This is a genomic window from Streptomyces hygroscopicus subsp. hygroscopicus (assembly GCF_001553455.1).
In the GTDB taxonomy this organism is placed as follows: Bacteria; Actinomycetota; Actinomycetes; order Streptomycetales; family Streptomycetaceae; genus Streptomyces; species Streptomyces hygroscopicus.
In genome coordinates, this window is record NZ_BBOX01000105.1 from 1 (window position 1) to 13,778 (window position 13,778).

A 13,778-nucleotide genomic window follows, 5' to 3' on the forward strand; every position below is an offset into this window, starting at 1 on the left:
TTGCTGTCGCCGGTGTTGGTGACGGTGAGCAGCATGTGGTTCACGGGGCGGTTCAAGGGAGCCGCGACCGTCTTGGTGTTGGAGCCCTGGCAGGTGACGGCCTTGCCGCCGCTCTTGTGGGAGCCCCCGGAGCCGCCGGAGCCCCCGGTGCCGGTCTTGCCGTTCCCCGGCGCCGCGGTCCCGTCCGCGGTCGGCTTCGCATCGGCGCCGGTCTTCGCGTCGTCGTGGGAGGACGAGCCGGAGCCGGGCGACGCGGCCGATGAGGTGCTCGGCGACGCGTCCTCGGCCCGGACGCCCGATCCGTCGTCGCACGCGGTCAGGGAGAGGGCGCCGATCGCGAGGGCCGCGGCGGTGGTGAGGAGGCGGGCGCGGGAGGTGCGGACGCTGGACATGTGGGTGAGCCCTTTCGGCGGTGCGGTGGGTGTGGTGCTTGGACGACCAGAGCTTGCGGAGTGATCCGTCCCAGCCGCCACGAACGCCGGGCAGTCGGGGACACTGGAACGCGGAAACATGCTCTGACCAGGGGAAACGCAAGCGCCGTGGGATGCGGGAATGGGACGCGCCGGGCCATGGGACACCGGAGGCGGGGAACGGCCCCCGCCCCGGCCATGAGCCGTTTCGCGGTCCGCCTGGGGCGGCGGGGTCACAGCTACGGCGTCGCCGCCACCGGCAGGTGGTCGCTTTCGGTGGCGGGCAGTGTCCAGGCCGCCACGGGAAGATCCGGGCGCGGCCGGTCGGCGTCACCGGCGGGCGTTGTCACCGGCGGGCGTTGAGCCGGGCGGCCTGGCGCGTCAGGTGGCCGCGCTCGGCCAGGTTGGGCGCCTTCTGGGCCGCCTCGGCGTACAGCCGTGCCGCCGTCGCCAGGTCGCCGTCGCGCTCGTGGAGGTACGCCGCCACCGCGGTGTGCCGGGGGAGTGAGTCGTCCAGCGCCGCGAGCGCCGCCAGCCCGGCGCGCGGCCCGTCCGCCTCGCCGACGGCCACCGCACGGTTGAGCCGGACGATCGGGCTGTCGGTCAGGTGCGCGAGCTCGTCGTACCACTCGACGATCTGCACCCAGTCGGTCTCCTCGGCGGTGGGCGCGTCGGCGTGGAGTGCCGCGATGGCGGCCTGGGCCTGGAACTCGCCCAGCCGGTCGCGGGCGAGGGCCGCCTGCAGGATCGCGACGCCCTCGCCGATCGACGCGGTGTCCCACCGGCCCCGGTCCTGCTCCGCGAGCGGCACCAGACTGCCGTCGGGCGCGGTCCTGGCTGCGCGCCGGGCGTGGTGGAGCAGCATCAGGGCGAGCAGCCCCGCCACCTCGGGGTGGTCGATCACGGCCGCGAGCTGCCGGGTGAGCCGGATGGCCTCGGCGGCGAGGTCGACGTCGCCCGAATACCCCTCGTTGAAGACCAAGTAGAGGACGCGGAGCACGGTGGCGACGTCGCCTGGCTGGTCGAACCGCAGGCGTGAGACGGTGCGCTTGGCCCGGCTGATGCGCTGCGCCATGGTCGCCTCGGGCACCAGGTAGGCCCGGGCGATCTGGCGGGTGGTGAGCCCGCCGACGGCGCGCAGGGTGAGCGCGACCGCGGACGAGGGCGTCAGCGACGGGTGGGCGCACAGGAAGTAGAGCCGGAGCGTGTCGTCCGCCGCGGGCGCGGGCCCGGGCGCCGGTTCCTCATTGACGAGGTCCTCACGCCGGCGCCGGGCGGCGTCCGCCCGGACCGTGTCGAGGAACCGGCGCCAGGCCACGGTGACCAGCCAGCCCTTCGGGTCCCGCGGCGGGTCGGCCGGCCAGACCCGGACCGCCTCGACCAGCGCGTCCTGCACGGCGTCCTCGGCCGCCGCGAAGTCGGCTCCGCGGCGGACGAGGATCGCGAGCACGCTCGGTGTGAGGTTCCTCAGCAGGACCTCGTCCATCGATGAGGTCACTCCGTGATGGTGGGCGGCGCGGTCAGGAACGGGCGCACTTCGAGCCACTCGTGGATCGGTGCCCCACCCGCCCCGGGGGCGGCCGACAGCTCCCCGGCCAGTTCGACGGCGCGCTCGTAGCTGTCGACGTCGATCACCATCCAGCCGGCGATGAGGTCCTTGGTCTCGGCGAACGGGCCGTCGGTGACCGGCGGGCGCCCCTCGCCGTCGTACCGGACCCACGCCCCCTCGGGGGCGAGCGCCTGGCCGTCCACGAACTCGCCGGTCTCTTCGAGCCGGGCCGCGAAGTCATTCATGTACTGCACGTGCGCCGAGATCTCCTCCGGCGTCCACTTGTCCATGGGCACGTCGTTGACCGCTGCCGGGGCGCCGCGGTAGTGCTTGAGCAACAGGTACTTGGCCATCGTGTTTCTCCTCGGTGCTGGTGCGGCCCATTGTGGTCGCGTTCATCGCGGGGACGGAGCCGGTCACGGGTTCTCGACATCGCGGTCCGGATTTTCTTCGGATTTTTCTGAACGACCCCGGGTGAGCCGTCCCGTGGTGTCCGGGGCCACGGCACGGCGCGAGCGGGTGCGCGGCCGTTCATGGCGAAGGGGGGAGCTGTGCGCGCACCCACGCGGGGTCGGGGTTGACGTGGGGCCGGCCCGCCACGACGACGGTCGGCACCGTCTCATCGCCGTCGTTGGCCGCTCTGACCACTGCCGCTCCCGCCGGATCACGCCAGATGTCGACCCAGTGCACCTGGCGGGCGCTACGGCCCAGCCGGATGCGCAGCCGCAGGCAGTACCTGCAGCCCGGTCGCCAGAAGACGACCGGCCGGCCGTCGGCCGCGCTGCGGCGCCGCGCCTCCAGCGTACTGATCGGCCTCGGGAACATCAGGGGCGAATGTACGCCCGCGAGTATCACGAACACCGGCAGGAGCGCCGCGGCCGTGCCGGGGTTCCCCCCGGAGACCAGCTCAGCGGCGACGACCGAGCCGCTGAGCACGAGAAGTATGGGCAAGGCCCAAGCGCGTGTCATGAGGACGCAGACTAACGACTCGGGATCACCGGACCGGCGGCGGTGTGGGCGGAATGCCACGTGAGCGTGCACTGGAGTTCCGCCTGCATGGTGGGAGCCCGGACGCGCTGTGGGCACGGGTACCCGGCCACCGCGCGGCGGGCGAAGGCCGACAGCGGGGCGCGGGCGGCCGGCGGCGGAACCCGCGGCCGGGCCGCGCCCCGTGGCGGTGGAAGGACGGACGGCGGGCGGTCACCCGGACCGGGCCGGCTGGGGCACGAGTGGTCCGGGAGCGGGCCGGACGACGGCGCCCGGGGACTTCGCAACGGGAGCCTCGGCCGGGGGACGGCGTGTGAAGGTGTTCCGGTAGGCGGTGGGCGTGGTGTGCAGGACGCGTCGGAAGTGCAGCCGGAGGTTGGCCGCTGAGCCCAGCCCGCATTCCCGTGCCACCTGATCGATCGAGTGGTCGGTGGTCTCCAGCAGTTCGCGGGCGACCCCTACCCGGGCGCTGACCAGCCACTGCAGCGGTGTGGTCCCGGTTTCCTCGGTGAACCGGCGCATGAACGAGCGCTGTGACATGCGGGCGTGGCGGGCGAGTTCGCCGATGGTGAGGGGCTGGTCGACTCGCTCCAGGGCCCAGGCCCGGGTCCGGGCCAGGGAGGTGTCATCGGTGCCCGCCACGGGCGCCGGCACGTACTGGGCCTGCCCGCCGTCGCGGTGGGGAGCGGCGACCAGGCCGCGGGCCATCTGGTTGGCGGTGGCCGCGCCCAGGTCACGGCGCACGATGTGCAGGCACAGGTCGATGCCGCAGCACACCCCGGCCGAGGTGAGCACATCGCCCTCGTCGACGTAGAGCACGTCGCGGTCCACCGCTACGGCCGGGAACCGCCGTTCGAGGTCGTCGACGTACTGCCAGTGGGTGGTGGCGTGCAGCCCGTCCAGCACGCCGGCGGCGGCCAGCGCGAACGCGCCGGTGCAGATCGACACCACCCGCCGACCCCGGTCGTGGGCCTCGGCCAGCACGTCGAGCACCGCCTGGGGCGGTGGCCGCAGCGGCGGCTCGAATCCGGGCACGATCACGGTGTCGGCGGAGCGGACCTGGTCGAGTCCGGCGTCGACGACCAGCCCGAAACCGCTGGTGGTGGCGACCTGGCCGGACAGGGCGCACAGCGACAGCCGGTAAGGGGTGTCCGGGCGCCGGGCGAACACCTGAGCGGGGATGGCCAGGTCGAGCGGGGTCACCCCGTCCAGCACGAGCACGGCCACACGATGAACAGTCATGGCAGGATCCTAACGAGGGCGGGTATTCCTGCCGCTTCCTGCCGCCCGCCCGGCGGGCGTGACCGCGCGGACCTCGCCGTATCACCGCGCGTGTTCCGCAACCCGCGCCGGATTCGGCAGCCGGTTCGGCGCGCGGGGCGTCGAGCGGAGCCTCAGCGAGCCTCAGCGCGTCCGCGGGGCGGCACCCAGCGGTGCGGTGTCACGCGGTGTCCGGACGGGTCGTCCGGGGACGGGTCCCCGGACTGCCGAGGCGATGCGCCACGCCACGTCGAGGAGGCGCCCGGTCAGCGCACCCCCAGCCCGGCCCGATAGCACTCGGTCACATAGGGCATCTCCGCCGGACGCTCCGCGTCCAGCAGCGCGCGGACCCGTCCCAGCAGTTCCTCCCGTGTCGCGGGCTCCAGAGTGATCACGTAGCTGCGGGAGGCGATCATGTCCACCACCTCCCCGGCCGTCATCGGATGGTGCCAGCGGAAGCGCTGCCGCTCGACGGGGCCGAACCACTCGCCCAGGCGGTCCACTTGACGGTCTTCCGTCGGCGCCGCGGCGTAGTCGCGCAGAATCCCGTCCAGCTCCGCGACCCAGGGCACCGACAGGTCGCGGAAGTTCCACACCAGGCCCAGCCGCCCGCCCGACCGCAGCACCCGGGCGGCTTCCGGTACCGCGCGCTCCGGGTTCACCCAGTGCCACGCCTGCGCGCAGACCAGGGCGTCCGCGCTGGAGTCCGGCAGCGGGAGCGACTCTCCCGTCCCCTCCAGAACCCGCACCTCCGGGAGCACGTGGGAGAACCGCTCGCGCATCCCGGCCGAGGGCTCCACCGCCACGACCTCCCGGCCCGGGGCCCGTAGCGCGCGGGTCAGCTTGCCGGTGCCCGCGCCGAGATCGACCACGGTCCGCGCGTGCTCGGGCACCAGCCAGGCCACCGCCTCCGGCGGGTAGGGCGGGCGGCCACGCTCATAGGCGTCCGCCGCGGCCCCGAACGAGTGTGCCTGACGGTGCTTCTCCTGCTCCTCGGCTGTCGTCATGCCGGGATCCTGCCAGTCGGCCGCCCGGCCTGCCACGCGTACCGGTCGGCACGGCGGGCTCCGTCGGCCAGGCGGCCGTCGGCGCCGCCGGCCCGATCCGCTGACCCGTGCGCGGATCGCGCGGACGGATCACGGGGCGGACCGCGCGGACGCATCACGGGGATGGATCACGGGGCAGATCGTGCGGGCGGGTGGTGTAGGCCGTGGCTCAGGCGGGCTCGGACGGCGGCCGCGCGGGAAGGCGGCGGACGAACTCCATCAGCAGGGTGCCGAACGCCGCGGGCTGTTCCAGGGGCGCGAGGTGTCCCGCGCCCGGGATGACCACGACCTCGCCCGCGCCCAGATCGCGGGCCAGCCCCTCGCCACCTTCGAAGAAGTCGGGCATGTCGTGTTCGCCGACGCCGACCAGGGCGGGGACGGCGAGCGCGCGCAATGCCGCCCCGTCGTTGTCCAGCGGGTCCGTCGCCGACAACGGCTCGCCGTGGGCGAGCTGGGAGGTCAGCTGACGGCGGAGCATGCGGGCGGCGTGCGCGCGTACCTCGTCGGTCGCGTCGGCCGAGGTCCACGCCTTGACACCGGCCTGCACCGCGGCGTCCAGGTCGCCGGCGGCAAGCGCCGCCCTTTCGCTGTTCCAGGCCGCTTGCAGGCGTGGTGAGGGCGGCAGGTCATGGGGCCGGTATCCGACCAGGACCAGCCCCTCCACCCGCTCGGGTGCCGTGACGGTGGCCTGGAGCGCCACCAGCGCGCCGAGTGAGTTCCCGGCCAGGACGAAGCGTTCGGCCCCGAGGTGGTCGAGCGTGTCGAGCACGTCCTGCCAGGGGGCCACCGTTCGGCGGTCGGGCACGAGCGCGTCGCCGTGGCCGGGCAGGTCCAGGGCGATGGCCCGCACGCCCGCCTCGGCGAGCAGGGGGAGGTGCGCGCTCCACATGGTGCGGTCGGTGGGCCGGGCGTGCAGGAGGACGACCGGTCGTCCTCGGCCCGCCTCATCGGAGGGAAGCAGCATGAGCGGATCTTTCTACGGTGGGACGTTCAGCGGGTGACAGGAGGGTGGGCAGCCGACCGCCCCTCATTCGCGGCCACCGGTGCCCAGGGGGGAGCCGGTGGCCGCGGCGGGGGCGGCACTTCAGGACGTCGGCGGAGCCGCGGCCGGTTCGGTGACGGCGATTCCGGACGGTCGCGATCTGGGCGGTCGTGCGGGCCTGGCCGAGCGGGGCCCTCGTCGTGCCGGGGCCCCGGCACGACGAGGGACCGCCTCATCGCTCAGACCGCCCGTCCACCGACGCGGTCGTCGCACGGCGAGCCCGCGGGCAGTCTCCGAGCTTCGTCTGGCTTTCCACGGCAGCCACGTTAATCACGGCCGTGCGCCGGGGCGTGGGTGCGCCGCACCCACCCGGCCCGTGGCGGCCCGGCCGGGTACGGGCCCGGAGGCGTGCGGATACGGCGGGGATGGACACGCCGGGTCCTGGGCAGGGGTGTCCGGGCCCCGCCCTGGGGCGTGAGCGGCCGGGAGCGGCCCTGGGGTTTGGAGTGCGAGGCCCGCTCTGGGGTTGGAGTGCGGGGCTCGCTTTGGGGCGTGAGTGGCCGGGGCCCGCCACCCGCCCTGGGTTTGGAGCCCGGGACTGGTCCTGGGCTTGGAGCGTGGGGCCCGCTCTGGGGATGGGTGCGGGGCCCGCTTTGGGGCGTGAGTGGCCGGGGCCCGCCACCCGCCCTGGGGCTGGAGCCCGGGAGCGGCCCTGGGGTTGGAGTGCGAGGCCCGACCTGGGCTTGGAGCCGGGGATCCGCCATGTGGCCCGGCCGTGACGACCGCGGGTCCCGGACCACCGGCCCGGGACCCGCTCGCGCAGTCGCGTCAGAGGCGGATGGGCACCTCTCAGCCCTTCGGCTGGGTGAAGCGGATGCGGTTGCCGAACGGGTCACGCAGGCCGCAGTCGATCCCGTACGGGCGCTCCGTGGGTTCCTCGGTGAACTCCACGCCCTGCGACAGCAGGGTCTCGTAGGTCTTGCGACAGTCGGGGGTGGTGAAGATGAGCCAGCCGCCCATCACGCCCTTGGTCACCAGTTCACGCACCTGCTCCGCCGTCTCCTCCAACATCGCCGGGGCGCCCGGCCTCTCCAACAGGATCTGCCGCTCGGGGTGGCCGGGAACGCTGACGGCCAGCCAGCGCATGAAGCCCATGTCGACGTCCGCGGCGACCTCCAGGCCGAGCTTGCCGACGTAGAAGTCGAGGGCCTCGTCCTGGTCGAGGACGTATATCTGTGAATGCGTGATGGCGTTGAACATGGCCCCCACGCTACCGAGCGGACCGGACGGAAACTTATCCGAAACTGCTCAGTCGGCGGATGGCCCGGAGGGGACGGCCCAGGCGCGGTACGGAGACGGCGGAGGGACAGCCGGGAGACGGCTGGACGGTCAGCCGCTCGGACGCGTCCACGACATCGTGAAGCACGTCGGCACGCTCGCGGCCACCGCTTCCTTGCGGTAGGCCCGCGGCGACCGGCCGACGATGTCGCGGAACGTGCGGCTGAAGGTGCCCGGGCTGCCGAAGCCGACGTCGAAACAGATGTCCGTCACGCTGCGGTCGGTCTCCCGCAGGAGGAACATCGCCCGCTCCACGCGGCGGCGCTGCAGGTAGCGGTGCGGTGTCTCACCGAACGTGGCCCGGAAGGTACGCGCGAAGTGCGCCTCCGAGACATGCGCGATCCGGGCCAGGGCCGGGACGTCCAGCGGTCGCGCGTAGTCGCGGTCCATCGCGTCCCGTGCCCGGAGCATACGGCGGTTGGTCTCTTCTGCGGCGCGGCTCACGGTGCCCATCCCACCACGTCCCGCCGACACCGACAGCCGACACCCACAGCCGTGGGAACCGGTCCGTGGAGCCACGGCCGCGCATGGACATCGCCCCGGCGCTCGTGGCCCCGGCGCTCGTGGCTCCGGCGCTCGTGGCTCCGGCGCTCGTGGCTCCGGCGCGAGGGGCGGTGGGGCGCCGGGCGGTGGCGCCAGGGGCCGTGACGGCTGCCACCGCCCCTCGGGGGTTCAGGCGCGACCGGCCCTGGCCCGACATCGCCATGAGACACCGGGTCCGGCCACCGGGGCCGCGGTCCCACAGGCCCGGTGAACGCCCTGGTTCGAGCGTTTGAGCCGACCGGGGTGGTGCGGGCCGGAACGGGCCGCCCGGCCGCCGGGGAGGCGCCGGCCACGGTGCGCCGGAACTCGCTCGGGTTGACGCCTCGGACCCGTTTGAACGCCGCGCTGAACCCGAACGGGTCGGAGTACCCCACGGCGCGGGCGATGTCCGCGACGGTCGTGGACTCCTGCTCGACCAGCAGGTCTGCCGCGAGCGTCATACGCCAGCGGGTGAGGTAGGTCAGCGGCGGTTCGCCGACCAGGTCGGCGAACCGCTTGGCCAGCGTCGAACGCGATACCCCGGTGTGCTCGGCCAGCGCGGCGACCGTCCACGGTGCCGCCGGTTCGGCGTGCAGCAGCCGCAGCGCCTCGCCGACCACCGGGTCCCGCTGGGCGGCCCACCAGGCCGGGGGCTCGCCGCCGGGCCGGTCGAACCACTCGCGCAGCGTGCAGACCAGCATCCAGTCCAGCAGCCGGTCGAGTACCACCTGCTGGCCCGGTGTGTCGACGGCGACCTCGGCGGCGAGGTGGTCCAGCACGGCGTCGGACGTGCCCCCGGCGTCCGCGCGCAGCACGACGGGCAGCGCGTCCAGCAGTCGGCGGCTGATCTCGCCGCGCACCGGATAGGCGCCGACGATCAGGGTCGTCGCACCGTGGCCGGCGCCGGCGTCCCCGCCGCGGTCGGTCCAGCCGCGCCGGTGCTGGGTCCCGCCCTGCTCGGGCGCCGCGCAGTGCTCGCCGTACGCGATCGGTTCGGCCCGGGTGCCGACCTCGTCGACGAAGGTGAACGTCGCGGGGCCGCGCACGATGATCGTCTCGCGGGCGCGAAGCGGCTCGGGCGGACGGTGCTCCGGCACGATCCAGCCCGCCCCGCCGAGGACGGTGCACAGGGTCAGCGGCGCGCCGTCCACGAAGTGCAGGGCCCAGGGCGGGGACAGGGTCGAGCTGCCGAACAACGAGCCATGGGCCCGCACCCCACGGATCAGGTCACTGAACGCGTCCACCTCGGTGAGGTTAGACGAATACACAGGCGATCCGGCTTCTCGCCCATGGGCTCGTCCGAGCCGGTCGTGTTCAATCGTCGTCGGAAACCCCGTTCCGAACGAGCCGACGCCTTGCGCGACGTGCGCGACGTGCGCGACGTGCGCGACGTGCCCGACTGCGCGACGTGTGCGACGTGTGTGACTGCGCGACCCGCGCGACGTGTGCGACGGCCTCGGAACCATTCCCCTCGCCGATCGGAAGGGCTGTGATGAGCACCGACGCCAGTTCGCTGACCACCCAGGACCTCGAGTTCCTCCGACGCCCCCTGCACGGGTTCCTGTCCGTGGCCGGGGGGCCGCTCCCGCCGCAGCCCCGGCCGGTGTGGTTCGAGGCCACCGACGAGGGAACGATCCAGCTGTTCACGGCCCCGGACTCGCTCAAGGTGCGGCGCCTGCGCCGCGACCCCCGCGCCTCGATCGTCGTCGCCGCCCCAGTGGGCGAACGCGAGCGCTGGCTGTCGGTGGCCGGCCGTACCACGGTGGAACCCGAGGGAGCGCACGACCTGTGCGCACGCCTGGCCGCTCGCTACTGGGACCTCGAGGACCCGGTTCGCGCCGCGGACCTCGCCGCCATCATGGCCGCGGACCAGGTTCGTCTCGTCATCCACCCGGAGACCGTGCGCCGCTACCAGTATTGACCTCCCCGGCCACCCCCCCGTTCACCTGACCGGTCGCCAGGCGGCATGACGGCCCCGCACAGCTGTGTCACATCGTCGGTCGGCCGCCGGGGTGTCAGACGCCGTCGGCGCCGGCTGTGCCGTGTGCGGCGCGCCAGGCGGCGGGGGGTACGCCCGCCTGGCGTCGGAAGAACGTGGTGAAGTTGCCGACGTCCCGGAAGCCCAGGCGCCGGGCGCAGCCGCCGACCGGCAGGTCGGTGTGGGCGAGCAGTCTTTTGGCTTCCAGCAGGATGCGCTGGTCGAGGAAGGCTTTGGCGCCCGTGCCCGTGGCGGCACGCGTGGCCCGGGTGAGGGTGCGCACGTCGTAGCCCAGTGCCCGCGCGTAGTCGGCCACGTGGTGCCAGTCGGTGAAGTGCTCTTCGACAGCGGCCCGGTAGGCGCGGAACACATCGGTGTGCCGGTTGCCGGACCGGGCCGCGCCGGTCGGGGCCGGTGTGTCGGGCAGGGCGCGCAGCAGCAGCGCCGCCAGCAGATGGGAGAGCAGTGCGGGAGACGCCAGGCGTGGTGTCCGCACCGCCGCGCCGTGCTCGCGGTCGAGGTGTTCGGCCGCGAGCATGGCGAGGGACAGGCGTTGCCGGTCCAGGTGCCAGCAGGCGGGTGTGGTGGCCTCCGGCGCTGTGAAGCCGGGAAGGAAGCCGGGCCGGAAGAGGACCAGTGGGCCGTCGCAGGCGTCGATGTCGCTCCAGCGGTGCACCATGCCCGGCCGGATCCACACCGCGCTGCCTTCCTCCAGCCGGTAGTCGTGGAAGTCCGCTTCGTGGCTGCCGGTCCCGGAGCCGATCAGAGCGAACACGTGGAAGTCGGGGCGTTGCGGCTGAACCCGACGGCGGTGGCCGTCCATCGCGCGCAACGCGGCGAAGCTGAGGACCTCCACTCCGTAGGCGGATCCGACGGCAGGCAGGTACGGGAGTTGCCGGACGGTACGGTGTCCGTTTTCCACAACGAACGGGTTCCTTTCCGCCAAGGGGCGGACACCCCCTCGCATACGGTCGGTGCTGAGCCTGACAGCAGGCCAGGCTATCGGTTCCAGGCTGCGGCAGGACGCACAACCGCCGCCGGCCGCAGCGGACAGGAAAGGCGCGATGATGACGGAAACGACAATGACGGAAACGACAATGACGGTTCCCGTGGCGGGCGGGTCGCTCGACGTGCGGACGGCGGGTGACACCGGACCGGCGCTGGTGTTCGTCCACTACTGGGGCGGCTCCGCCGACACCTGGAACGGTGTGCTGGGCCACCTGCCGGCCGGGCAGGCGACGGTCCGCTTCGACCAGCGCGGCTGGGGCAGTTCGCGGGCGTTGCCCGGCCCCTACCACCTCGACCAGCTCGCCGACGATCTCGCCGGTGTGGTCGACACCTGCGTCTCGGGGCCGTTCGTCCTCGTCGGCCACTCGATGGGAGGCAAGGCCAGTCAGCTCCTCGCGGCCCGCCGGCCGGCCGGACTGGCCGGCCTGGTGCTCGTCGCGCCCGCGCCGCCGCAGCCGCCCGCCATGGTGACCGAGGAGTACCGGCAGGGCCTGTCACACGCTTACGACTCGCCCGAGTCGGTGCGGCACGCCCTCGACCACGTCCTGACCGCCACACCGCTGCCCGAGGAGGTGCGGGCCACCGCGATCCGCGACAGCCTCGCGGCCGGCGCCGAGGCCCGGCACGAGTGGCCCCTGCGTGGCATCGCGCAGGACATCACACGCGCCGCACAGCACATCGAGGTTCCGGTGACGGTGCTGGCCGCGGAGAACGACGTGGTGGAGCCGGTGCAGGTGCTGCGCGACCACCTCCTGCCCTCCATCCCGCACGCGACGCTGACGACTCTCCCCACCGCCGGCCACCTGCTGCCCGTGGAAGCCCCCGGTGCCGTCGCGGCGGCCCTCGGAGACTTCCTCGCGGCCGTTCGGCGCTGACCCGCGCGGGAAACACCTCGTGGCAGTGCGCCCCATTTGATAGGCAAGTCATCACTTGCCTATGGTGGGGGTCATGGCGGAGGATGTGTTCAAGGCACTGGCCGACCCCACCCGCCGGCGCATCCTCGATGAGCTGGTGGAACGGGACGGCCAGACCCTGTTCGAGATCTGCGGACGGCTGATGGCCAAGCACGGCGTGGGGCTGTCCCGCCAGGCGATCAGCCAGCACCTGGCCGTGCTCGAATCCGCGGGTCTGGTCGTGTCGCGGCGCCAGGGCCGCTACAAGTACCACGACCTGAACACCGAACCACTGAAGCGCATCGTGACCCGGTGGCTCGGACCCGACGCATCGGAGAGCACCCCATGAGGATCCACCTGTCCAGTGTTTTCGTCGATGACCAGGACAAGGCCCTGCGCTTCTACACCGAGGTGCTGGGCTTCGTGAAGAAGACCGAGGTCCCGCTGGGTGAGGACCGGTGGCTGACCGTGGTCTCGCCGGAGGATCCCGACGGGACCGAACTGCTGCTGGAGCCCGACGGCCATCCCGCGGTGAGGCCGTACAAGGCGGCGCTGGTCGAGGACGGCATCCCGGCCACCTCCTTCGCCGTGGACGATGTGCACGCGGAGTTCGCCCGGCTGCGCGGGCTGGGGGTGCGCTTCACCCAGGAGCCGCTGGAGATGGGCCCGGTCACCACCGCGGTTCTGGACGACACCTGCGGCAATCTGATCCAGATCGTGCACAGCGCGTAAGGGGCCACTCATGGCGGCCGGCGCCGCGGCCCGCCCCGCCACACCGGGGCGGGCCGCGGCACCGGCCCTTCCGTGCCGGAGGACGCGCTGGACCGGCGGTGTGGATCAGGGCGTGCCGGTGGGGCGGCGGGCGATCCATGTCCGGCGTGTCGAGCGCACGAGCAGGTCGTCGCGGTGGCGTACGTCCTGGGGGCCGCCGTCGAGGAGGTGGCCGAGCGCGGCGAGGTCCGCGGGGTCGATCCGGCCACGGTCCGTAAGGGCGCCACGGACCCGGCTGAGGACGAGATGCGCGTAGCGCCCGGCGCTCGCGGGCAGCGGGGCGCGCAGTTCCAGCCGATCGGTGCCCTCGTACTCGACGGCGAAGCCGGCCGCGGTCAGCGGCGTTCCCCAGTCCGCCCCGAGGTGCGGCACCTGTGCGGCGTGGAGGGCGGTCAGCGCCTCCCGGCAGCGGACCTCCAGACCGGGGCGGTCCGCCACCGCGTCCTCGGGCAGGAAGTGCGGCAGGCCGTCGAGTTCGGCCACGGCCAGCAGCCCGCCGGGGCGGAGCGCGGTCCGGACCCCGGCGAGGGCCGCGGCAGGATCGTCGACGTGGTGCAGGGAGGCGGACGCCCACACCAGATCCGCGTCCGCGACACCGGGCAGGCCCGTTCCGGCGTCCGCCTCCAGGATGCGCACCCGGTCCCCCAGACCTCCGGCGCGAGCCGTCCCCATCAGCCGGGCGAGCATCCCCGGGGAGCTGTCGACGGCGGTCACCCGGGCGGTGGGGAACCGTCGCAGGAGCGCGAACGTGCCGGTACCGGTTCCCGCGCCCAGGTCGACGATGTGCGTGACCGCGCGCCCGGCCAGCCGGGCCAGCCGGCCGGTGAGGTCGGCCAGGTGCTCGGCGAACAGCTCGGCGTCGAGGTCGAGCATGTCCGCCAGACCGCTGTCCGGATCGGCACCGTGCGCGTGGTGGCCCTCCCCGGGGGCGTGGCCATGGCAGTGGTCGTGGCCCGGGGCCGACGTGCCGTGCGGCTCGGACGGGCCGGGGTGGTGGGGTGCGGGATGTGTCATGCGGTCGACGGTACGAGGGG

General features: G+C 73.6%; 14 protein-coding genes and 2 pseudogenes. 4 read left to right on the plus strand and 12 right to left on the minus strand.

Features of this window, described 5'->3' with window-relative positions; all coding sequences use genetic code 11:
- From AXW62_RS11480 to AXW62_RS11525, 10 genes and pseudogenes are all read right to left on the minus strand, one after another.
- A pseudogene (locus AXW62_RS11480) lies at positions 1-392 on the minus strand (DUF4232 domain-containing protein); the annotation flags it as partial.
- A gap of 364 nt (positions 393-756) precedes the next feature.
- Positions 757-1,896: an RNA polymerase sigma factor gene (locus tag AXW62_RS11485; RefSeq protein ID WP_060944413.1), complete on the minus strand. Its 1,140-nt coding sequence runs from the start codon at positions 1,894-1,896 to the stop codon at positions 757-759.
- An 8-nt stretch (positions 1,897-1,904) separates the two neighbouring features.
- Positions 1,905-2,312 carry a YciI family protein gene (locus tag AXW62_RS11490; protein ID WP_060944414.1) on the minus strand — a complete coding sequence of 136 codons (408 nt, stop codon included), beginning with the start codon at positions 2,310-2,312 and terminating at the stop codon, positions 1,905-1,907.
- Positions 2,313-2,490: 178 nt separating this feature from the next.
- Positions 2,491-2,928 (minus strand): glutaredoxin domain-containing protein, encoded by a 438-nt coding sequence (locus AXW62_RS11495; protein ID WP_060944415.1) that lies wholly within the window; start codon positions 2,926-2,928, stop codon positions 2,491-2,493.
- 231 nt (positions 2,929-3,159) lie between these two features.
- Positions 3,160-4,188 (minus strand): GlxA family transcriptional regulator, encoded by a 1,029-nt coding sequence (locus tag AXW62_RS11500; protein ID WP_079105393.1) that lies wholly within the window; start codon positions 4,186-4,188, stop codon positions 3,160-3,162.
- A 284-nt stretch (positions 4,189-4,472) separates the two neighbouring features.
- A complete protein-coding gene (locus AXW62_RS11505) occupies positions 4,473-5,213 on the minus strand; it encodes a class I SAM-dependent methyltransferase (protein WP_060944416.1) in 741 nt (246 codons plus the stop codon).
- Between the two features lie 208 nt (positions 5,214-5,421).
- A complete protein-coding gene (locus AXW62_RS11510; protein ID WP_060944417.1) occupies positions 5,422-6,216 on the minus strand; it encodes an alpha/beta fold hydrolase in 795 nt (264 codons plus the stop codon).
- A gap of 867 nt (positions 6,217-7,083) precedes the next feature.
- The gene (locus tag AXW62_RS11515) at positions 7,084-7,494 is read right to left on the minus strand and encodes a VOC family protein (RefSeq protein ID WP_060944418.1); all 411 of its coding nucleotides are present in this window, start codon (positions 7,492-7,494) and stop codon (positions 7,084-7,086) included.
- 129 nt (positions 7,495-7,623) lie between these two features.
- Positions 7,624-8,016 carry a helix-turn-helix domain-containing protein gene (locus AXW62_RS11520; RefSeq protein ID WP_174556380.1) on the minus strand — a complete coding sequence of 131 codons (393 nt, stop codon included), beginning with the start codon at positions 8,014-8,016 and terminating at the stop codon, positions 7,624-7,626.
- A gap of 380 nt (positions 8,017-8,396) precedes the next feature.
- Positions 8,397-9,338, minus strand: a pseudogene (locus tag AXW62_RS11525) (cupin domain-containing protein); the annotation flags it as partial.
- 248 nt (positions 9,339-9,586) lie between these two features.
- Between AXW62_RS11525 and AXW62_RS11530 the strand changes: the two are divergent.
- Entirely contained in the window at positions 9,587-10,015 is a 429-nt protein-coding gene (locus AXW62_RS11530; RefSeq protein WP_060944420.1) for a pyridoxamine 5'-phosphate oxidase family protein, read from the plus strand.
- A 94-nt stretch (positions 10,016-10,109) separates the two neighbouring features.
- On the opposite strand, the gene AXW62_RS11535 is transcribed toward AXW62_RS11530, so the two are convergent.
- Positions 10,110-10,994: a helix-turn-helix domain-containing protein gene (locus tag AXW62_RS11535; protein WP_060944421.1), complete on the minus strand. Its 885-nt coding sequence runs from the start codon at positions 10,992-10,994 to the stop codon at positions 10,110-10,112.
- Between the two features lie 160 nt (positions 10,995-11,154).
- Here AXW62_RS11535 and AXW62_RS11540 point away from each other — a divergent pair, with 160 nt between their 5' ends.
- The 3 genes from AXW62_RS11540 to AXW62_RS11550 all read left to right on the plus strand — a co-directional run bounded on the left by AXW62_RS11540 (position 11,155) and on the right by AXW62_RS11550 (position 12,705).
- Positions 11,155-11,955 carry an alpha/beta fold hydrolase gene (locus AXW62_RS11540; protein WP_060944422.1) on the plus strand — a complete coding sequence of 267 codons (801 nt, stop codon included), beginning with the start codon at positions 11,155-11,157 and terminating at the stop codon, positions 11,953-11,955.
- Positions 11,956-12,028: 73 nt separating this feature from the next.
- Positions 12,029-12,322 (plus strand): ArsR/SmtB family transcription factor, encoded by a 294-nt coding sequence (locus tag AXW62_RS11545; protein WP_060944423.1) that lies wholly within the window; start codon positions 12,029-12,031, stop codon positions 12,320-12,322.
- Positions 12,319-12,705, plus strand: a complete 387-nt coding sequence (locus tag AXW62_RS11550) for a VOC family protein (RefSeq protein WP_060944424.1) — start codon at positions 12,319-12,321, stop codon at positions 12,703-12,705. The genes AXW62_RS11545 and AXW62_RS11550 overlap by 4 nt, the downstream gene beginning before the upstream one ends.
- 105 nt (positions 12,706-12,810) lie before the next feature.
- Here the strand turns inward: AXW62_RS11550 and AXW62_RS11555 are convergent, their stop codons facing one another.
- On the minus strand, positions 12,811-13,758 hold the full coding sequence (locus AXW62_RS11555; protein ID WP_060944425.1) for a class I SAM-dependent methyltransferase: 948 nt from the start codon (positions 13,756-13,758) through the stop codon (positions 12,811-12,813).
- Positions 13,759-13,778: the final 20 nt, after the last annotated feature.